Below are 18,753 nucleotides of genomic sequence, written 5' to 3' on the forward strand. Positions count from 1 at the left end.
GATCGGCCGGGCTGCAACGGACGGGTGATTGCACCTGGCGACCTCGTGGTGTTAGGCGGTTCTGCGCACTCATAATGACCAAAAGGGTTGAGATTGGGTAACGAATCGCAAACGCTCGTGCTGGGCATCGAAACCACCTGCGACGAGACCGCCGCCGCCGTGGTGGCGCGTGATTCGGACGGCAAGGGGCAGATCCTGTCCAACGTCGTGCGCTCGCAGACCGACGAGCACGCCATCTATGGCGGCGTGGTTCCCGAGATCGCGGCGCGCGCCCATGTCGACATGCTCGACCATCTCATCGACGCAGCGATGCGCGAAGCCGGCATCGACTATGCCGCGCTCGGTGGCGTCGCCGCGGCGGCCGGCCCAGGCCTGATCGGCGGCGTCATCGTCGGCCTCACCACTGCCAAGGCGATTGCTCTCGTCCACAATACCCCGCTGATCGCGGTCAACCATCTCGAGGCGCATGCGCTGACGCCGCGCCTCACCGATGCAATCGACTTCCCCTATTGCCTGTTCCTGGCCTCCGGCGGCCATACCCAGATCGTCGCGGTCGCCGGCGTCGGCGACTACATCCGGCTCGGCACCACCGTCGACGACGCCATGGGTGAGGCGTTTGACAAGGTCGCGAAGATGCTGGGCCTGCCCTATCCGGGCGGACCTGAAGTCGAGCAGGCTGCGCGCAACGGCGACGGTCAGCGCTTTGCGTTTCCGCGTCCGATGCTAGGCCGCAGCGATGCGAATTTCTCGCTGTCGGGATTGAAGACCGCGGTGCGCAACGAGATCGGCCGACTGGAGAGCATCACCGACCAGGATGTCGCCGACCTCTGCGCCAGCTTCCAGGCGGCGGTGCTGGAGTCGACCGCCGACCGTCTGCGCGTCGGCCTCGATCTGTTCAAGCAGCGCTTCGGTGCGCCAACCGCGCTGGTCGCCGCCGGCGGCGTCGCCGCCAACCAGGCGATCCGCGGCGCGCTCGACGATGTCGCGCAAGCCGGCGGCACCCGCCTGATCATGCCGCCGCCGGCGCTGTGTACCGACAACGGTGCGATGATTGCCTGGGCCGGACTGGAGCGGCTCGCGCTCGGCATGGTCGACGGCATGGACGCCGCCCCGCGCGCCCGCTGGCGGCTGGATGCCAATGCCAGCGTGCCGGGCAAGTTCGCGAATACGCGCGCGGGGTTTTGACCGTGGCAGAGTTGCTGGCTGCGCCGAGTACGCGCCGTTCATCGGCGCGTTGTCTTGTATGCCATCGCGCACGCTGGCGCGGCGAACTCGGTGCGCCCTCCTCGCCCCGCGCGAAGCGTAGCTTCGCTAGGCGGGGAGGGGTCGGGGGTGGGCGTAGCCCCACGAACGCTCTCGCCCGTGGCACCCCCCTCCCCAGCCCTCCCCCACAAGGGGAGAGGGAGCGCAGCGACGGTTGCCGCGCATGATCAGTTTCCAAACCATCAGCATCATCGGCGCCGGGGCGTGGGGCACCGCGCTCGCCGCCGTCGCGGCACGCGCCGGCCGTGACGTCACGCTGTACGCCCGCGATGCCGACCACGCCGCGCGCATCGCCAGCGCGCGCGAGAATCCGCGCCTGCCCGGCATTCCGCTCGCCGACAGCATCTCCGTCACCGCCGATCTCGCCCGGGCCGCCCGCGCCGACGCCGTTCTCATCGTCGTTCCCGCGCAGCACCTGCGCGGCGCGGTCATGCACCTCGCGCCGCTGCTTCGGCCTGGCACACCGCTCATCGCCTGCGCCAAGGGCATCGAGCACGGCACCCACAAATTCATGACCGAGGTCATCGCCGAGGCGGCGCCGAATGCGATCCCCGCCATCCTGTCCGGCCCGAGCTTCGCCGACGATGTCGCGCGCGGCCTGCCCACGGCGGTGACGCTCGCCGCCCGCGACGAGCCGCTTGCGGCGGCGCTGGTGCAGGCACTGGGCTCGCCGACCTTCCGGCCCTATCACGCGACCGACGTGCGCGGCGTCGAGATCGGCGGCGCCGCCAAGAACGTGCTGGCGATCGCCGCCGGCATCGTCGCCGGACGGCAGCTCGGCGCCTCGGCCCTGGCGGCGCTGACCACGCGCGGTTTCGCCGAGCTGGTCCGGCTCGGCCGCGCCTATGGCGCGCGCAGCGAGACCTTGACCGGCCTGTCCGGCCTCGGCGACCTCATCCTCACCTGCGCCGGCCCGCAGTCGCGCAACTTCGCCGCCGGCCTCGCGCTCGGCCGCGGCGAGCCGCTGCCGGCGGGCAAGCTCGCCGAGGGACAATACACCGCGCCCGTGCTGGTCGAGCTCGCCACCTCGCGCGGCGTCGAGATGCCGGTCGCGCTGGCCGTGGCCGCCATTCTCGCCGGCAGCGTCACGATCGACGCTGCGATCGAGGCGCTGATGCTGCGCCCGTTCAAGGCGGAGGAGTGAGCGGTGTAGGCGCGGCGCTACCGGTCGCGCAGCCACCTCCGCCGTCATGCCCGCGCTTGTCGCGGGCATCCACGTCTAAGATAATAGAGCTGGCGGTGAGACGTGGATGGCCGGGGCCTTTGACAGACGTGCTTCGCACTTTTGCCCGGCCACGATGAATGGAAAGAGAACTGCATCATGAACTACTGGCTGGTGAAATCCGAACCCTCGGTATGGTCGTGGGACCAGCAGGTGGAGAAGGGCGCGAAGGGGGAGGCCTGGACCGGCGTGCGCAACTACACGGCGCGGCAGAACCTGGTGGCGATGAAGAAGGGCGACCTCGCCTTCTACTATCATTCCAACGAGGGGAAGGAGATCGTCGGCATCGCCGAGATCATCAAGGAAGCCTATCCCGACCCGACCGACAAGACCGGCAAATTCGTCTGCGTCGACATCAAGGCGCACAAGGCGTTCAAGACCCCGGTGACGCTCGCCGCGATCAAGACCGACAAGACGCTCAGTGAGATGGCCCTGGTCAAGCAGTCGCGCCTGTCGGTGCAGCCGGTGACGCCGGAGGAATGGAAGCACATCTGCAAGTTGGGCGGAGTATAACCGATCGAACGGCGTAAGATGCCGGCTCAGCAGCGCCCGGCTCTGGCGCAGCTCAGAGATCCAGACCTTTCTTGCGCGGCTCGTCGACCATCTGGTTGCGATCTCTTCGCCGAGCGCCTGCCCATGGCCCTGAGGTCGTCAGTCGAGAAGTTCCCGGCGTAGAGGGCCGCGATCGCATCTGAGAATAGGAAATCCTGCCCTGAAAGGCTGGGTGAACATCGGGATCAATACTCTGCCGAGCGCTTCCCGTGTTGATGTCGTGATGCTACGCTCGGTTGTGGCAGGAAGCTCCTGCTTCCTGCTTCATACCGAACAGGAGAACGACATGTCTGACAGCGTCTACAAAGTCATCGAGCTGATCGGTACCAGCGGTGAATCCTGGGAAAAGGCGGCCGCGAATGCGGTCGAACAGGCGGCGAAAACACTCCGAGACCTCCGCGTCGCGGAAGTCGTCAAGCTGGACATGCAGCTCGACGCGAAGGGGAAAGTGGAAGCCTATCGGGCCAAGCTCAACGTGTCGTTCAAGTTCGAAGGTGCATGAGCCGTCCATCGGCTTGCATTGCTCGCAGCGCCCATCGGCCAGAGCAACGGCGGACGTGCTATTCGGCGTCACGCCCGTCATCAGGGCGCGGTGATCGCGAACTAACTACTCCGTCATGCCCGGGCTTGTCCCACGGCTGTCCGGTTCAGCTTCCGCATATTGCGAGGCTCAACTGTTGTGGGTTTTTGGCAAGTTGGGGTGGCCCCGTGAGCAATTGATCGATGGGGCGGCGATGCATGAGGTTGGTGCGGACCAATCTGGCAAAGACCAAGGGGCTTTGGATTGCCTTCTGAAGGTCTTGCGCGAGGCGAAGCAAGAGGAAGGCGATCAGGGCAACGGCGATCTGGATACGAACGGCGTTCTCAGAAGTCCCGAGGAACCTGGTGATCTTGAGGGTCTGCTTGACCCAACGAAAGAACAACTCGATGGCCCAGCGGCGACGATAGAGGTCGGCGATCTCTTGAGCGCTGGCATCGAGGTCGTTCGACAGGATGCGCAGGATCTTTCCCGTTTCCAAGGTGACGCGCACTTCGCGCACCGCAGTCTGCATTGGATTGCGGCGGCTGTAGGCTTGGCGTTGTGGAAGGAAGCCGATGCGGTCGGAGAGGATGTTGCCATCCGCGATGACAGGCAACTCCTCCACGACCCGCAGCGGCGTATTGGATTTGAACCGGGTCACGATTCGACAACCGGCGGCGTCCAGTTGAGCCCACCAAGCATATTCATAATAGCCGAGATCGAAGACGTAGGTTGCTCCCGGCTCGATGGGCATCTGATGCGCTGCAGTATTGTCGTTGACGTTGGCTCCGCTGATTGCCGCATAAATCGGCCGGTCGGCGTCGGCATCATAGATCACATGCACCTTGGCACCGCAGACACCGGTAGAGAACCGTGCCCAGCCAGCGCTGGCTTCTGTCAGCCGTACGCTGGTCGAATCAATCAAATACGTCGTCTCGGCAAGCTTGCGGCGTAACCGGCGATGGGCCTGCTTCATCATGATGGCCAACAGGGCGGCAAACATCTCCGCAGGCCGATTCATATTGGCGTCCGCGAAAGTCGAGCGGCGGACAGGGCCCCCACCCAGGTGATAAAGCCGCGCGGTGTGGCTCGACAGCCCGGTGACAATCTCACGCAGACTGGAAGCCCCCGAAAGCTGACCGTACAGCAGCGCCACAAATTGGTCTTTGGTGGAAAGCCGTCGAATCCGCGCGTCCGTGCCATGCTCGTCCACAAGCGCCTCGAAGCGATGCCAGGGGACCAACTTCAGAATGTCTCGGAATACTGTATTCTGATGCGGCATGGCGGGACCTTCCTGGTGTGTCTCGAACATTTGGCGATGCTCAAGACTGCAGAAGAATCCACGCCATGCACCATGTCCAGTCTGTCTGAACCGGACAGCCGTGGGCTTGACCCGGGCATCCATCCTCTCGGCAAAGCCGCCCTGCTGAGAGATGGATGGCCGGGACAAGCCCACGGCTGTCCGGTTCAGCTTCCGCATATTGCGAGGCTCAACTGTTGTGGGTTTTTGGCAAGTTGGGGTGGCCCCGTGAGCAATTGATCGATGGGGCGGCGATGCATGAGGTTGGTGCGGACCAATCTGGCAAAGACCAAGGGGCTTTGGATTGCCTTCTGAAGGTCTTGCGCGAGGCGAAGCAAGAGGAAGGCGATCAGGGCAACGGCGATCTGGATACGAACGGCGTTCTCAGAAGTCCCGAGGAACCTGGTGATCTTGAGGGTCTGCTTGACCCAACGAAAGAACAACTCGATGGCCCAGCGGCGACGATAGAGGTCGGCGATCTCTTGAGCGCTGGCATCGAGGTCGTTCGACAGGATGCGCAGGATCTTTCCCGTTTCCAAGGTGACGCGCACTTCGCGCACCGCAGTCTGCATTGGATTGCGGCGGCTGTAGGCTTGGCGTTGTGGAAGGAAGCCGATGCGGTCGGAGAGGATGTTGCCATCCGCGATGACAGGCAACTCCTCCACGACCCGCAGCGGCGTATTGGATTTGAACCGGGTCACGATTCGACAACCGGCGGCGTCCAGTTGAGCCCACCAAGCATATTCATAATAGCCGAGATCGAAGACGTAGGTTGCTCCCGGCTCGATGGGCATCTGATGCGCTGCAGTATTGTCGTTGACGTTGGCTCCGCTGATTGCCGCATAAATCGGCCGGTCGGCGTCGGCATCATAGATCACATGCACCTTGGCACCGCAGACACCGGTAGAGAACCGTGCCCAGCCAGCGCTGGCTTCTGTCAGCCGTACGCTGGTCGAATCAATCAAATACGTCGTCTCGGCAAGCTTGCGGCGTAACCGGCGATGGGCCTGCTTCATCATGATGGCCAACAGGGCGGCAAACATCTCCGCAGGCCGATTCATATTGGCGTCCGCGAAAGTCGAGCGGCGGACAGGGCCCCCACCCAGGTGATAAAGCCGCGCGGTGTGGCTCGACAGCCCGGTGACAATCTCACGCAGACTGGAAGCCCCCGAAAGCTGACCGTACAGCAGCGCCACAAATTGGTCTTTGGTGGAAAGCCGTCGAATCCGCGCGTCCGTGCCATGCTCGTCCACAAGCGCCTCGAAGCGATGCCAGGGGACCAACTTCAGAATGTCTCGGAATACTGTATTCTGATGCGGCATGGCGGGACCTTCCTGGTGTGTCTCGAACATTTGGCGATGCTCAAGACCGCAGAAGAATCCACGCCATGCACCATGTCCAGTCTGTCTGAACCGGACAGCCGTGGGCTTGTCCCGGGCATCCACGTCTTCCTTTTGAGCAAACAAGGACGGGGATGGCCGGGCTCACCGTAAAGCCGAGCGGGATGGACGTGACCGCAAGCCTGCCATGGGCAAACTGCCCGTCGTTTTAGTTTGCCGCAGCATTTCCCCTTGCAACGTCGGGCAAATAACATTTCCGCGCGTCCCTGCTGCCGCATGAGGGTCGTTTCGCGACCGTCACGGATCGTTGGCAGTGGGATGCGATGGGCGTGTGTCAACGCAGCGTGACTTAGTTGCGCGGACGAACGATCGATGCACGCACGGTCAAGTCGCGCGGTCCTGATATCCCGACGCTGATATCAAGCGGGTGGCGATGCCCTGGCGTGTCGCGCTCGTGATGGTGGCCAGACAGCCCGGCGCACCAGGGAGAACGCGAAGCAGCCGTTAAAATCGTTGCGCAGGGAGGGCCGGGTGTGTTCGGCCAGACCTGTGGTACCTGCCGCCTGCCCCTTACAAAGATCACGCGGTATGGGTCCGCGTTCGCGGGGACGACACCGGCGGTGTGGCACGCGATCGGCCTCTACGACCTGTCCGCAGCGCTGCGGCTGCCCATCTCGGACAAAAGACAAGCCCAGTCGAAAGGCCAAAAAAGAAAGGGGCCCCAGCTTGCGCTGGAGCCCCTCAACGGTCAGGGCATTGCCGGGTATTTGCCCGAACCGAAGTTGCGGACCTGGTCGCTTACGACCAAGTCCCGGGAGAACTCAGTAGTTGTAGGCGCGCTCGCCGTGGTCGGTGATGTCCAGACCCTCGCGCTCCTGCTCGACGGTCGGGCGCAGGCCGATGATCACGTCGACGACCTTGTAGAGGATCGCCGAGCCGACACCCGACCACACCAGCGTGGCGACGACAGCCTTGATCTGCGCCAGCATCTGCGTGGCGAAGTCGTAGGTGCCGGCGTTGTTGCCGGTGATGTTGGTGTAGTCGGTGATGCCGACGCCGCCCAGTGCCGGGTTGACCAGGATGCCGGTGGCGAGAGCGCCGACGATGCCGCCGATGCAGTGCACGCCGAACACGTCGAGGGCGTCGTCATAACCCAGCGCGTTCTTCACGGTGGAGACGAAGAACAGGCAGATCGGGGAGACGATCAGGCCGAGCACCAGCGCGCCGATCGGGCCGGCGAAGCCGGAGGCCGGCGTGACGGCGACGAGGCCGGCGACCGCACCCGAGCAGATGCCGAGCAGCGAGGGCTTGCCCTTGACGGCCCATTCGCACAGCAGCCAGGACAGCGCCGCACCAGCGGTGGCAACCATGGTGTTGACGAAGGCCAGCGCGGTGACGCCGTTCGACTCCAGGTTGGAGCCGGCATTGAAGCCGAACCAGCCGACCCACAGCAGCGCGGCGCCGATCATGGTCATGGTCAGCGAGTGCGGAGCCATCAGCTCCTTGCCGTAGCCGGTGCGCTTGCCGATCAGAACCGCGCCCACCAGACCGGCGATGCCGGCATTGATGTGAACGACGGTGCCGCCCGCGAAGTCGAGAGCGCCAGCGCCGGCGAGCCAGCCGACCGCGCCGGTGACTTCGTCGAGCTTGGCCTGGGCGGCGGTCTTGGCAGCGGCGTCGCCGGCGGCGGCGAGAGCCTTGGCAGCGGCGGCCACGTCATCGGGAGCCGCGATGTACCAGACCCAGTGCGCGATCGGGAAGTAGATGAAGGTCACCCAGAGCAGGATGAACAGCATCACCGCCGAGAACTTGATGCGTTCGGCGAAGGCGCCGACGATCAGGGCCGGGGTGATCATCGCGAAGGTCATCTGGAACACGAAGTAGGCCAGCTCCGGGATCACCACGCCGTTCGAGAAGGTCGGAACGGTCGAGTTGGCGTCGACGCCGTGCAGGAAGGCCTTGGAGAAGCCGCCGACCCACGAGGTCATGCTGCCGCCGTCGGTGAAGGCCATCGAGTAGCCGTAGAGCGTCCAGATCACGCCGACCATGGCGACGATCGCGAACACCTGGGTGAGGACCGAGGCCATGTTCTTGGTGCGGACAAGACCGCCATAGAACAGCGCGAGGCCGGGGATGGACATCATCAGCACGAGGGCGCTGGACACGAGCATCCAGGCGACGTCGCCCTTGTTCGGAACGGGGGCGGCTGCGGCAGCGGCGGCCGGCGCGTCCTCGGCGAACGCCACGTCGGCGAGGCCTGCGACGCAGAGCCCGGCGATGGCGAGCGTGATCCATCCCGCGCTGGTTGGACGTTTGAACGTCATTTTATTCTACTCCGTAAGTGTTCTGGTTTGAGCGCGAAATCAAAGGGCCGCAGCGTCCGCTTCGCCGGTGCGGATGCGCACGGCGTGGTCGAGGCTGATGACGAAGATCTTGCCGTCGCCGATCTGGCCGGTCTTGGCGGCCGAAGAGATGGCATCGATGGTCTTGTCGACCTGGTCGGAGGGGATCGCGACCTCGATCTTGATCTTGGGCAGGAAGCTCACCGCATATTCAGCGCCGCGGTAGATTTCCGTATGACCTTTCTGACGGCCGTACCCCTTCACTTCCGTCACCGTGAGACCATGAACGCCGATGGCGGTCAGGGCGTCCCGGACTTCTTCGAGCTTGAATGGCTTAATGATCGCCATAACAATTTTCATGGGTCCAATCCCCGCTTGGGCCCGGTACGGACATTACCGAGCGCTTCCTGTCGACTGAGGTTCACCACGCGGAGAAAATCTTCACGACGCGGGCACAGCCGGGGGCGATAGAATCAAATGCCGTGCCAGACGGCTGGTCAGGGCTAACGAGCGGTGAATCCTGACCTTTTCAGCCCTCAGGGGGGGCATCAGGGGCTGCGCCATTCCGTCGCGCTCAAGGAATGGGCAGGCATGCGCAAAAGTTGCGCATGTCAGGCTCAAGACACAATGCTGCCCACGGCGCGGGCAGAATCCCGCGACGCCGAACAGGTCAATTGGCGCCGTTTGCTGCAGCTATTGCAGCGCCTCGCCATGCTGGGAGATGTCGAGCCCTTCCAGCTCGTGCTCGCGCGACACCCGCAGCGGTACGAAGGCGCTGACCAGCTTCAGGAGACCCCAGGTCACGCCGCCCGACCACACCAGTGTGACGGCGACGCCGTAGAGCTGGGCCGCAAGCTGCTTTGGGTTGCCCTCGATCAGCCCGGTGGTGCCGCCGATCGCGGCCGTCGCGAACACGCCGGCCAGCAGGGTCCCGGTCAGGCCGCCGATGCCGTGGACGCCGAACACGTCGAGCGAATCGTCATAGTTGAAGCGGTGCTTCAGCGAGGTGCAGGCCCAGTAGCAGATGATACCGGCGAGCGCGCCGATCACCAGGCCGTGCCACGGCGCGACGAAGCCGGACGCGGGCGTGATGGTGCCGAGGCCGGCGACCGCGCCGGAGATCATGCCGAGCACCGAGGGCTTGCGCCGGGTCGACCATTCCAGCGCGCCCCAGGTGACGGCGCCGGCGCAGGCGGCGAGATGCGTGGTCAGGATCGCCATCACCGCATGCGCATTGGCCCCGAGCGCAGAGCCGCCATTGAAGCCGAACCAGCCGACCCAGAGCAGGCCGGTGCCGACCACCGCGAGCGACAGGTCGAACGGCGAGAGGTTCTCGCTGCCATAGCCCTGGCGCCGTCCCATCACCAGCGCGGCGACCAGCCCGGCGGTGCCGGCGGAGAGATGCACGACGAGGCCGCCGGCGAAATCGACCACGCCGGCCTGCGCAAGGAAGCCGCCGCCCCAGATCCAATGCGCCAGCGGGACATAGACGAAGATGAACCAGGCGATGCCGAACAGCAGATAGGCCGAGAACCGCATGCGGTCGGCGACCGAGCCCGCCACCAGCGCCACCGTGATGATCGCAAACGTCATCTGGTACAGCATGAACAGCGACTCGGGGATGGTCTTGGCGCCAGGATGGACGCTGTCCATGCCCATGCCGGCGAGGAACGCGCGGTCGAGCGAGCCGATCCAGGTGCCGTCGCCGACGAACGCCAGCGAATAGCCGAACGCGACCCACAGGATCGAGATCAGCATCACCGCCGCGAGGCTCTGCGCCATGGTCGCCAGCACGTTCTTCTTGCGCACCATGCCCGAGTAGAACAGCGCCAGCCCTGGGATCGTCATCATCAGCACCAGCGCGGTGGCGACGATCATCCAGGCGGTGTCGGCCGGATCGATCGTGGACGGCGCTGCCGCCCGTGCGGGTGTAACGAAGATGATCGCGGCCGCCGCAGCCAAAGCAGCAGGCGCGCGCAGGCAACGAGACGCGCAGGTCCCCATGACAGTCCCCCCGGCATGTCGGATCAGGTTGAGAATGTTCGCTCCGCCGCGCCGTTGCGGCGGGCGTGCAGCCGTCGCGGCTGCTTGAACGGTTTACAGAGCGTCGGTGTCGGTCTCGCCGGTGCGGATGCGGCGGGCATGATCGATCGGCGTCACGAAGATCTTGCCGTCGCCGATCTGGCCGGTGCGCGCATGCGTGGTGATCACCTCGACCGCCTTGTCGGCCATCTCGGAGTTGACCGCGATCTCGATGCGCAGCTTGGGCAGGAAGTTCACGATATATTCGGCGCCCCGGTAGATCTCCGTGTGGCCCTTCTGGCGGCCGTAGCCCTTGACCTCGGTCACGGTCATGCCGTGGACGCCGATCGCGGTGAGGGCCTGGCGCACCTCGTCGAGCTTGAAGGGTTTGATGATCGCGACGACGAGCTTCATGGGCGGGCCTTGGTTTCCTCGGAGCGAAGCCTGTTTCGGAGGCAGGCTTGGGACGGCCGTTTTGGCCTGTTCCTAGGCAAATGGCACAAAATCAGCGCAGCGTTAAGCGAAAACGTCAAGGAGTGACGGATATCACTGAACGGAACGCGACATCGCCCGACAGACTGAAGACGTGTTCCTGCCATCCTCTATTCAAGGACATCCCATGTCGAATCGTTCCTGGTATTACGCGGCGCAAGGCCAGCAACAGGGTCCCATTTCGGAAGACGAACTGCGCGACCTGATCGCCCGGGGCGTCGTGACCGCCGAGACGCTGCTGTGGAGCGACGGCATGGCCGGCTGGGAGAAGGCCGGGCGCATTCCCGGCCTGATGTCGGGCGTGCCGAGCATGTCGCCGGCCACGCCGCCCGCGTTCGACGCCGGCACCGCCGCGTCGGGCGGCGCGCTCTCGGTCAAGCTCGACATCTGGTCCTATCTCGGCTGGACGCTGCTGTATGTCGTCGGCCAGTTCCTGATCGTCATCACGCCCTGGACCGCTGTCTATCTCTACCGCTACGTGATCGAGCGGATGAGGGTGCCCGGCCGGCCGAACCTCACCTTCACCGGCCAGCCGCTCGACATCTGGTACGTCTTCATCGCGATGGGCGTGCTGGCCTATGTCGGCCTCAGCGACCGGCCGATCCTCAACCTCATCTCGCTGGTTGCCCCGGCGTTCCTGGGCTGGATGGTGCTGCGCTGGCTGCTGAGCAACCTCGCCTCGAATGGCGTGCGGTTGCCGATCCATTTCGAAGGCAGCCCCGTCGTCTATGCCGGCTGGTACCTGCTGATGATCGTGTCGGGCATCACCGTCATCGGCTGGGCCTGGGTGCTGACCGCCTGGATGCGCTGGGTGTGCCGCAACATCCAGGGGACGCGGCGCGAGGTCGTGTTCACCGGCTCGGGCCTGCAGGTGCTGTGGCGCACCTTCGCGTTCGTGCTCGGCAGCTCGGTGATCATTCCGATCCCGTGGCTGCTGCGCTGGTACAGCGCCTGGTACGTGTCGCAATTCGCGGTCGTGCCGCGCACCGCGCAGCCGATGTGATGCGGCTAGGCCCGGCGCTCGCGGATCGATCCCTCCTGCGCGACGGAGGCGACCAGCGTGCCGTCGGGCTTGAAGATCGAGCCGCGGGTGAGCCCGCGGCCGCCCTGCGCGCTCGGCGAATCCTGCGCATAGAGCAACCATTCGTCGGCGCGGAACGGGCGGTGAAACCACATCGCGTGATCCAGCGAGGCCGGCATCATGCGCTTGTCGAACAAGGTGCGGCCATAGCGCGCCATCACGGCGTCAAGCAGCGAGAAGTCCGACGCATAGGCCAGCGCGCACATGTGCAGCGCCGGATCATCGGGCAGCTTCGCGGCCGTCCTGATCCAGACATGGATGCGCCCGTCGTCGATCTTCTGGCCGAAATAGCGGCTGAGCTCGACCGGGCGCAATTCGATCGGACGATCGGATTCGTAATAGCGGCGGATGAAGTCCGGCATCCGCTGGAAGACCTCCTGGAACATCGGCTGCTTGGAGATCTCCTCGGCCGTCAGCTTCTCCGGCGGCGGCACGTCCGGCATCCTGTCCTGATGGTTGAACGCGCTCTCCTCGTCGCTGTGGAACGAGACCATGATGGAGAAGATCGCGTTGCCGTGCTGGATCGCGGTGACGCGGCGCGTCGCGTAGCTCTTGCCGTCGCGGAGGCGCTCCACCTGGTAGATGATCGGCACCTGCGGGTCGCCCGGCAGGATGAAATAGCAGTGCAGCGAATGCGGCAGCCGGCCCTCGACGGTGCGGCACGCCGCCATCATCGCCTGGCCGATCACCTGGCCGCCGAACACGCGCTGCCAGCTAGTCTTCGGGCTGTTGCCGCGGAACAGGTTCACCTCGATCGGCTCGAGATCGAGGATCGAGATCAGGTCGATCAGTCCCTTGGACATGGCGTGTTGCTTTCGCTGGCTCGGCCGTCCGCTCCGGCCCCGTTCGGGCGGGATCAGGCATCCGGAAATGACGGCCTGGGGTGGCAGCCCTTGGTTCACGCCCCTGTTTCGCCCAGCTATAATCGCCCCGCAAGAGTAACAGTGAGCAGGGTGCCATGACGACACAGCGAAGCATTGTCATTTGTGGCGGCGCCTTTGCCGGCCTGGCGCTTGCGCTGGCGCTCCGGCAGGGGCTCGGCCCCGAGGTGCCCGTCATCGTGGCCGATCCGGCGCTCGCCAACCGGCCAAGCCGCGATCCACGCGCCAGCGCCATCGTCGCGGCCTGCCGCAAGCTGTTCGACGCGATCGGCGTCTGGGCGGACGTGGCGCCGCAGGCGCAGCCGATCCTCGACATGGTCATCACCGATTCCAAGCTCGAGGATGCGACGCGGCCGTCGTTCCTGACCTTTGCGGGCCAGGTCGAGGCCGGCGAGCCGTTCGCGCACATGGTCGAGAACCGGCACCTGATCGACGCGCTGGTCAAGCATGCGGAGGCGGCGGGCGTCGAACTCAAGGCGATGCCTGTGACCGGTTTTGAGACGCGCGGCGACAGCGTTGCAGTGACCCTGGGCGATGGCAGCCGCTGCGAAGCCAGCCTGCTGGTTGCCGCCGACGGCGCGCGTTCGAAGCTGCGCGAGCGCGCGGACATCCAGACCCATGGCTGGGACTATGATCAGTCCGGCATCGTCGTCACCATCGGTCATGAGCGCGACCATGGCGGCCGCGCCGAAGAGCATTTCCTGCCGCCCGGCCCATTCGCGATCCTGCCGCTGACCGGCAAGCGCTCCTCGCTGGTGTGGACCGAGCGGCGCAAGGAAGCGAAGCGCCTCGTGGAGCTGAGCGCGGACGAATTCCACGCCGAGCTGGAAAAGCGCGCCGGCCTGCATCTCGGCGAGATCAAGGTGCTCGACCAGCCCCGGGCGTTTCCGCTGTCCTATTTCGTTGCCCGCTCCTTCATCGCGCCGCGGCTGGCGCTGGTCGGCGACGCCGCCCATGTGATCCATCCGATCGCGGGGCAGGGCCTCAACATGGGGCTGAAGGACGTCGCCGCGCTGGCCGAGGTCGTGGTCGATGCTGCGCGCATGGGGATCGATCCGGGGCAGGTCGATGTCCTCGAGCGCTACCAGCGCTGGCGCCGCTTCGACACGATGGCGATGGGCGTCGCCACCAACTCGCTGAACTTCCTGTTCTCGAACAAGTCGACCTTGCTGCGCGCCGTGCGCGACATCGGCCTTGGGATCGTCGATCGCGCGCCGCCGCTGAAGGAGCTGTTCATCAAGCAGGCCGCGGGCCTCACCGGGGAGATGCCGCGGCTGTTGAAGGGGGAAGCGTTATAAAGCATGATCCGGAAAAGTGGGGACCGGTTTTCCGAAAAGATCATGCTCAAACAAAGAGCTAGCGCGGGCCTGCGGCCGTGATGAAACCGGCGACGGCCTCGACCATGTCGGGGTCGAGCGGACGCTCCGTGTCGTTGTAGGAGGCGAGGTTCTCGTCCTCGTTGGCGACGTCGACCAGGACGTGGTTCATGTCCGGCAGCCACAGCGACTTGGCGGCCGGTGCGGCGGCGGCGAGCGCGACCATGTCGAGGCGTGCGATCTGGTGATCGCGGGCGCCGCCGACGATCAGGATCGGGATCGTGAGCTGCTTCAGCGGATCGATCGGGTCCTCGGCGAAGGCGGAGCCGATGCTGGGCTGCATGCTCGGCGCGACCGGCAGCTCGGGCGGTGGCGGGTCCACGACCTGCCCGGCCATGATGGCGTCGATCGCTTTGGCGACCGGCTCCATCTTCGCCGCCGGCAGCTTCTTCTCGAGCTGCGCCTTGAGCAGATCGCCCTGCCGCCGCGCCGACGTCGTGAGCAGCACGAGGCGGTCGACCGGGGTGCGGCGGGCGGTGAGGATGGCGACCAGGCCGCCCTCGCTGTGGCCGACGAGAACGATGCGGGCGAACTTGCCGCGCAGGAAGTCGACCAGCGAAGCGGCGTCGTCGACATAGTCCTTGAAGCGGAAGTCCTCAGGCTTGCCGAATTCCGCCTTCCAGCCGCGCGCGCCGCGCTTGTCGTAGCGCAGGCTGGCAATGCCCTGGAGGGCGAGCTGCTCGGCGAGCTTCTTCAAGGTCGCCGGCTTGAGCTGCGGCCCGTTGCCGTCCCGGTCCGTCGACCCCGAGCCGGCGATCAACAGCGCCACCGGCGGGCGCGCGACACCCGCTGGCGTCGTCAAGACGGCGTCGAGTGGGCCAATGCGGACGGCGCTCTCCTCGGCCGAGACCGCCGAAGCGAGGGCCATCAGCGCCAAAGCGAGCGCGCAGCGGATCACGACGGACCGCATCGGTCAGTCGATCTTCCGCGCTTCCTCGGGCAGCATGATCGGGATGCCGTCGCGGATCGGGTAGGCGAGCTTCGCCGACCGGGAGACCAGCTCCTGCTTCGCCGCGTCGTATTCCAGCGGGCCCTTGGTCATCGGACAGACCAGGATCTCGAGCAGCTTGGGATCGACGGAATTGGCGGGGCGTTCGAGCGGGGCGTTCATGGCAAGGGTCTCCGGCGGGCGCCTCTGTAGCATATCGCGCGCCTGCTTGTCGTCCATCAATGCCTGTGCAGGGCGATCCGGATCAGTTCGTCGATGACCGTGTCCAGTTGCTGGGCCGGCAACGGCCGATCCGACAGCGCATGGCCGAGAAAAGCCCAGTACAGCACCTGGGCGCGTGCGTGTGCGATCGCCGGCGTCAGTCCCTCGGCTGCAAGCAGGCTCTCGACATAGCCCAGCCGGCGCCTGTCGATGGCCTGCACCGCCTGGCGCGCGGCGGGGTCGGATCCGGCCCAGTTGCGCACGGCGCGCTCCAGGACGAGCTTGACCGTGAATGTGCGCCGGAGGAGCACGGCAATCGCCGGCTGGTCGCCGGCGCTCGCCTCCACCCCGGTGATGATCTGCTCGGCCGCAATCTCCCGCCACCTCTTGAGGAGGGCGGCGTGAAACGCAGCCACGTCGGCGAAATGCCAGTAGAAGCTGCCGCGTGACACGCCCAGGGCTTTCGCCAGCGGTTCCGCCTTCAGCGCGGTGAAGCCTTGGCTGGCCAGCACCTTCAATCCCTGGTCCAGCCAATCGTCGGCCGAGAGCTGATCGGTCATGTCGTCTCCATGAGACGACCATACACAACTGTATTGACGGCCGCCAGGACGTCGTGCATCCTCCATACATAACTGTATGGAGGATGTGCCATGCGTGATGTGCTGCTGGTATGCGCGGGGCTGCTGGCGATCACCGTCGCCGTGATCCATGGCGTGCTCGGCGAGACGATGGTCTTCGCGCGTGCCGCCATCTCGCCGGAGCGGCTGCGAACCCTGCTGCGGCTGGTCTGGCAGACTGGCACGGTGGCGTGGATCGGCTGTGGCGTGCTGCTCGCCGTCGCCCCGCAAATGGCGTCGGAGCCGGCGCGGCATTGGACGGTGGCCACGGTCATCGTCGTGTTCGTTTTCGCTGCAGGCGCCAATGCGCTGGCGACGCGCGGGCGGCATTTCGGCTGGGTCATGCTCGCCGGCGTGGTCGGTCTCGCCATCGCCGGCTACTGATGCGGGGATTTCCGGTCGACCGCAGCGCCGCCACGTACCCGGCCAGAGGAAGGCACCGTGACGCTCCGTCACCGCCGCGTCGCCTCAACTGCCGTTCGGCCGCACTCCGTTCACCGCGAGGCCACTGCCGCGACACATTCGCCAAGAATGGTTCCAACTTAGAAGGAGTCTCTTTGCAGACACGGCGACGAGCCGCTTAGTTGTTCGTCGTCGCGAACGGGTGCCCGGTGTCGACATCGATCCGGGGCGCGCAACCGTTCTCCGATTTGCTTGTCTGGATAGGAGAGGGGACGGATCGATGTTGGTCGACGTGGTGCGGAAGTTGGTCGTCGTAGGTGGAAGCGTCGGCATGCTCGTGATGGCAGCGCAGGCGCACGCCGGGGGATCGAACGAGATCTGCCTCACCTATGCCAATGGTCAATTCGAGCCCAAGGAGCCGACCGTTCCTGCGGACGCGCCGCTGACCATCCGCGTCAGGAACATGGAGGGCAAGGCGATCGAGTTCGAGAGCGAGACCCTGAAGGTCGAGAAGGTGATCGCGGCCAACAGCGAGGCGGTTCTCAACGTCCGCGCGATGAAGTCCGGGCGCTACGAGTTCTATAACGACTTCAACGAAAAGGCCCGCGGCTTCGTCAACGTCCAATAGGTCCAGATCCCATGCTCGCCGCCCTGATCATCGTCTTCCGCGAAGTGTTCGAAGCCGGCCTGATCGTCGGCATCGTGCTTGCCGTCACCAGCGCGGTCCCGCATCGCCTGCGCTGGATCGGCGCGGGGCTGTTTGCCGGCCTGGTCGGCGCATGCATCGTCGCGGCGTTCGCGGGAACGCTGACTCAGCTCTTTGAAGGCATGGGACAGGAATTGTTCAATGCGGGGATCCTGTCGGCTGCCGTGATCATGCTGACGTGGCACAATGTCTGGATGGCCCGGCACGGCCGCGAGATGAGCAACGAGCTGCGGACGATGGGCCAGGCGGTGGCCGAAGGCGCCAAGCCGCTGGTCGCGCTGGCGACCGTGATCGCCATCGCCGTGTTGCGCGAGGGCAGTGAGGTCGCGCTGTTTCTCTATGGCGTGGCGGCCTCCGGCGACGGCGGCGGGCGGGCGCTGCTCGGTGGCGGCGTTCTTGGCCTGCTGCTCGGCGTCGCCGTCTGTCTCGCGACCTATCTCGGTCTGATGCGCATCCCGCCGCGCGCGCTGTTCAAGACCACCACCGTGCTGATCACCCTGTTGTCGGCGGGAATGGCCGCGCAGGCGGTGTTCTTTCTCGCCCGCGCCAACTGGCTGACGTCATTCGACCAGGTGGTGTGGGATTCGAGCGCGGTTCTGCCCGAGCGTGGCGTCGCCGGGCGGACGCTCAAGGCTCTGATCGGCTATACTGATCAGCCTACCGCGATGCAGCTCGCAGTCTACATCGGGGTGATCGTCGCCACCATCGCGCTGATGCGTCTGACGGCGGCTCCGCCAGCGCCGCGTGCGGCTCCCGCCGAATGATCATTGCAGCGGCGGATCGCCCGAGGTCCGCTTCTTGGCGAGATCCATCTCGGTCACGGCGATGAGGATTTCGGCGCGGGTCTTCAGGTCCGGCGCCTCGAGCATCGCCTGCTTCTCCGCCGGTCCGTAGGGCGACATCATCGCCAGCGCGTTCACGAGCGCCTCGTTCGGCGCCGCTTCGATGCCGGCCCAATCGACCTTCAGATTATTGGCCTTGAGGAAGTCGGTGAGCACCGCGAGCAGCGCCTCGCGGTCGACCGCGTCCTCACCCTTGCGCGCCGTGAAATCATCGACGAACGGGAAATAATCGACCTTGCACTGCCGATAGGGCGTCAGCACCGTCATTTCCTCGACCACCTTGAAGCGGGACACGCCGGTGAGCTCGAGGATGTAGCGGCCATCGCCGGACTCGGCGAGCTGCGTGATCCGGCCGACGCAGCCGACCTTGAACAGCACCGGGCGCTCCTCGCTGGAGGAATGGGTGACGTCGGGCTGGATCATGCCGATGAGCCGATGGCCGTCGCGAAGCGCATCGTCGACCATCGCGAGATAACGCGGCTCGAAGATGTTGAGCGGCATTTGGCCGCGCGGCAGCAGCAAGGCTCCCGCCAACGGAAACACCGGAACGATCTCCGGCAGCTCGGCGGGACCGCGATATTCGGCATTGATCGGCATGCAATACCTCGTGTCCGCTGGAACGAGCGCGCGTCCCGCCCAGCCGGG

19 protein-coding genes and 1 pseudogene are annotated in these 18,753 nt (G+C 65.5%); 9 read left to right on the forward strand and 11 right to left on the reverse strand.

Annotation, left to right across the window (positions count from 1 at the left end):
- Positions 1–117 precede the first annotated feature (117 nt).
- From tsaD to ACQR2C_RS16550, 4 genes are all read left to right on the forward strand, one after another.
- On the forward strand, positions 118–1,185 hold the full coding sequence (gene tsaD, locus ACQR2C_RS16535) for a tRNA (adenosine(37)-N6)-threonylcarbamoyltransferase complex transferase subunit TsaD (RefSeq protein WP_434881635.1): 1,068 nt from the start codon (positions 118–120) through the stop codon (positions 1,183–1,185).
- A 241-nt stretch (positions 1,186–1,426) separates the two neighbouring features.
- Complete coding sequence (locus tag ACQR2C_RS16540; protein ID WP_315800786.1) at positions 1,427–2,407, forward strand: NAD(P)H-dependent glycerol-3-phosphate dehydrogenase; 981 nt, start codon at positions 1,427–1,429, stop codon at positions 2,405–2,407.
- Positions 2,408–2,584: 177 nt separating this feature from the next.
- Entirely contained in the window at positions 2,585–2,998 is a 414-nt protein-coding gene (locus ACQR2C_RS16545) for an EVE domain-containing protein (protein ID WP_315800785.1), read from the forward strand.
- Positions 2,999–3,323: 325 nt separating this feature from the next.
- The gene (locus tag ACQR2C_RS16550; RefSeq protein ID WP_315800784.1) at positions 3,324–3,539 is read left to right on the forward strand and encodes a dodecin family protein; all 216 of its coding nucleotides are present in this window, start codon (positions 3,324–3,326) and stop codon (positions 3,537–3,539) included.
- 145 nt (positions 3,540–3,684) lie between these two features.
- Here the strand turns inward: ACQR2C_RS16550 and ACQR2C_RS16555 are convergent, their stop codons facing one another.
- From ACQR2C_RS16555 to ACQR2C_RS16580, 6 genes are all read right to left on the reverse strand, one after another.
- Positions 3,685–4,839, reverse strand: a complete 1,155-nt coding sequence (locus ACQR2C_RS16555; RefSeq protein ID WP_315800429.1) for an IS4 family transposase — start codon at positions 4,837–4,839, stop codon at positions 3,685–3,687.
- A gap of 185 nt (positions 4,840–5,024) precedes the next feature.
- Positions 5,025–6,179, reverse strand: a complete 1,155-nt coding sequence (locus ACQR2C_RS16560; RefSeq protein ID WP_315800429.1) for an IS4 family transposase — start codon at positions 6,177–6,179, stop codon at positions 5,025–5,027.
- Positions 6,180–7,018: 839 nt separating this feature from the next.
- Positions 7,019–8,521: an ammonium transporter gene (locus tag ACQR2C_RS16565; protein WP_315800783.1), complete on the reverse strand. Its 1,503-nt coding sequence runs from the start codon at positions 8,519–8,521 to the stop codon at positions 7,019–7,021.
- A gap of 39 nt (positions 8,522–8,560) precedes the next feature.
- Positions 8,561–8,899 (reverse strand): P-II family nitrogen regulator, encoded by a 339-nt coding sequence (locus tag ACQR2C_RS16570; RefSeq protein ID WP_006611147.1) that lies wholly within the window; start codon positions 8,897–8,899, stop codon positions 8,561–8,563.
- A 333-nt stretch (positions 8,900–9,232) separates the two neighbouring features.
- Positions 9,233–10,543: an ammonium transporter gene (locus ACQR2C_RS16575; protein ID WP_316238567.1), complete on the reverse strand. Its 1,311-nt coding sequence runs from the start codon at positions 10,541–10,543 to the stop codon at positions 9,233–9,235.
- Positions 10,544–10,636: 93 nt separating this feature from the next.
- Positions 10,637–10,975: a P-II family nitrogen regulator gene (locus ACQR2C_RS16580; RefSeq protein ID WP_315800781.1), complete on the reverse strand. Its 339-nt coding sequence runs from the start codon at positions 10,973–10,975 to the stop codon at positions 10,637–10,639.
- Between the two features lie 205 nt (positions 10,976–11,180).
- On the opposite strand from ACQR2C_RS16580, the gene ACQR2C_RS16585 reads away from it, so the two are divergent.
- Positions 11,181–12,056: a DUF4339 domain-containing protein gene (locus ACQR2C_RS16585; protein WP_434881636.1), complete on the forward strand. Its 876-nt coding sequence runs from the start codon at positions 11,181–11,183 to the stop codon at positions 12,054–12,056.
- 5 nt (positions 12,057–12,061) lie between these two features.
- Here the strand turns inward: ACQR2C_RS16585 and tesB are convergent, their stop codons facing one another.
- The gene (gene tesB / locus ACQR2C_RS16590) at positions 12,062–12,937 is read right to left on the reverse strand and encodes an acyl-CoA thioesterase II (RefSeq protein ID WP_315800779.1); all 876 of its coding nucleotides are present in this window, start codon (positions 12,935–12,937) and stop codon (positions 12,062–12,064) included.
- Between the two features lie 146 nt (positions 12,938–13,083).
- On the opposite strand from tesB, the pseudogene ACQR2C_RS16595 reads away from it, so the two are divergent.
- Positions 13,084–14,313, forward strand: a pseudogene (locus tag ACQR2C_RS16595) (ubiquinone biosynthesis hydroxylase); the annotation flags it as partial.
- A 58-nt stretch (positions 14,314–14,371) separates the two neighbouring features.
- Here ACQR2C_RS16595 and ACQR2C_RS16600 read toward each other — a convergent pair.
- From ACQR2C_RS16600 to ACQR2C_RS16610, 3 genes are read right to left on the reverse strand one after another with little or no spacing between them, the layout of a single operon-like run.
- Positions 14,372–15,301, reverse strand: coding sequence for an alpha/beta hydrolase (locus ACQR2C_RS16600; protein WP_434846063.1), 930 nt, complete (start codon positions 15,299–15,301; stop codon positions 14,372–14,374).
- A gap of 3 nt (positions 15,302–15,304) precedes the next feature.
- Positions 15,305–15,502, reverse strand: coding sequence for a Trm112 family protein (locus ACQR2C_RS16605; RefSeq protein WP_006613415.1), 198 nt, complete (start codon positions 15,500–15,502; stop codon positions 15,305–15,307).
- 56 nt (positions 15,503–15,558) lie between these two features.
- A complete protein-coding gene (locus ACQR2C_RS16610; protein WP_434881637.1) occupies positions 15,559–16,101 on the reverse strand; it encodes a TetR/AcrR family transcriptional regulator in 543 nt (180 codons plus the stop codon).
- A 90-nt stretch (positions 16,102–16,191) separates the two neighbouring features.
- On the opposite strand from ACQR2C_RS16610, the gene ACQR2C_RS16615 reads away from it, so the two are divergent.
- The 3 genes from ACQR2C_RS16615 (at position 16,192) to ACQR2C_RS16625 (ending at position 18,030) form a co-directional block, all read left to right on the forward strand.
- A complete protein-coding gene (locus ACQR2C_RS16615) occupies positions 16,192–16,542 on the forward strand; it encodes a hypothetical protein (RefSeq protein ID WP_434874198.1) in 351 nt (116 codons plus the stop codon).
- A 349-nt stretch (positions 16,543–16,891) separates the two neighbouring features.
- Positions 16,892–17,188, forward strand: a complete 297-nt coding sequence (locus ACQR2C_RS16620; protein ID WP_315800775.1) for a cupredoxin domain-containing protein — start codon at positions 16,892–16,894, stop codon at positions 17,186–17,188.
- Between the two features lie 11 nt (positions 17,189–17,199).
- On the forward strand, positions 17,200–18,030 hold the full coding sequence (locus tag ACQR2C_RS16625; protein ID WP_315800774.1) for an FTR1 family iron permease: 831 nt from the start codon (positions 17,200–17,202) through the stop codon (positions 18,028–18,030).
- On the opposite strand, the gene ACQR2C_RS16630 is transcribed toward ACQR2C_RS16625, so the two are convergent.
- Positions 18,031–18,705 (reverse strand): LON peptidase substrate-binding domain-containing protein, encoded by a 675-nt coding sequence (locus tag ACQR2C_RS16630; RefSeq protein WP_315715855.1) that lies wholly within the window; start codon positions 18,703–18,705, stop codon positions 18,031–18,033. It abuts the gene before it with no gap.
- Positions 18,706–18,753: the final 48 nt, after the last annotated feature.

The organism is Bradyrhizobium sp. HKCCYLRH3061 (assembly GCF_051168015.1).
In the GTDB taxonomy this organism is placed as follows: Bacteria; Pseudomonadota; Alphaproteobacteria; order Rhizobiales; family Xanthobacteraceae; genus Bradyrhizobium.

Bases quoted from the DNA above. Each gene is read 5' to 3' on its own strand.
- ACQR2C_RS16540 (WP_315800786.1), top strand. From the start codon at position 1,427: ATGATCAGTTTCCAAACCATCAGCATCATCGGCGCCGGGGCGTGGGGC.
- ACQR2C_RS16545 (WP_315800785.1), top strand. From the start codon at position 2,585: ATGAACTACTGGCTGGTGAAATCCGAACCCTCGGTATGGTCGTGGGAC.
- ACQR2C_RS16550 (WP_315800784.1), top strand. From the start codon at position 3,324: ATGTCTGACAGCGTCTACAAAGTCATCGAGCTGATCGGTACCAGCGGT.
- ACQR2C_RS16555 (WP_315800429.1), bottom strand. From the start codon at position 4,839: ATGCCGCATCAGAATACAGTATTCCGAGACATTCTGAAGTTGGTCCCC.
- ACQR2C_RS16560 (WP_315800429.1), bottom strand. From the start codon at position 6,179: ATGCCGCATCAGAATACAGTATTCCGAGACATTCTGAAGTTGGTCCCC.
- ACQR2C_RS16565 (WP_315800783.1), bottom strand. From the start codon at position 8,521: ATGACGTTCAAACGTCCAACCAGCGCGGGATGGATCACGCTCGCCATC.
- ACQR2C_RS16570 (WP_006611147.1), bottom strand. From the start codon at position 8,899: ATGAAAATTGTTATGGCGATCATTAAGCCATTCAAGCTCGAAGAAGTC.
- ACQR2C_RS16575 (WP_316238567.1), bottom strand. From the start codon at position 10,543: ATGGGGACCTGCGCGTCTCGTTGCCTGCGCGCGCCTGCTGCTTTGGCT.
- ACQR2C_RS16580 (WP_315800781.1), bottom strand. From the start codon at position 10,975: ATGAAGCTCGTCGTCGCGATCATCAAACCCTTCAAGCTCGACGAGGTG.
- ACQR2C_RS16585 (WP_434881636.1), top strand. From the start codon at position 11,181: ATGTCGAATCGTTCCTGGTATTACGCGGCGCAAGGCCAGCAACAGGGT.
- tesB (WP_315800779.1), bottom strand. From the start codon at position 12,937: ATGTCCAAGGGACTGATCGACCTGATCTCGATCCTCGATCTCGAGCCG.
- ACQR2C_RS16600 (WP_434846063.1), bottom strand. From the start codon at position 15,301: ATGCGGTCCGTCGTGATCCGCTGCGCGCTCGCTTTGGCGCTGATGGCC.
- ACQR2C_RS16605 (WP_006613415.1), bottom strand. From the start codon at position 15,502: ATGAACGCCCCGCTCGAACGCCCCGCCAATTCCGTCGATCCCAAGCTG.
- ACQR2C_RS16610 (WP_434881637.1), bottom strand. From the start codon at position 16,101: ATGACCGATCAGCTCTCGGCCGACGATTGGCTGGACCAGGGATTGAAG.
- ACQR2C_RS16615 (WP_434874198.1), top strand. From the start codon at position 16,192: ATGCGTGATGTGCTGCTGGTATGCGCGGGGCTGCTGGCGATCACCGTC.
- ACQR2C_RS16620 (WP_315800775.1), top strand. From the start codon at position 16,892: ATGCTCGTGATGGCAGCGCAGGCGCACGCCGGGGGATCGAACGAGATC.
- ACQR2C_RS16625 (WP_315800774.1), top strand. From the start codon at position 17,200: ATGCTCGCCGCCCTGATCATCGTCTTCCGCGAAGTGTTCGAAGCCGGC.
- ACQR2C_RS16630 (WP_315715855.1), bottom strand. From the start codon at position 18,705: ATGCCGATCAATGCCGAATATCGCGGTCCCGCCGAGCTGCCGGAGATC.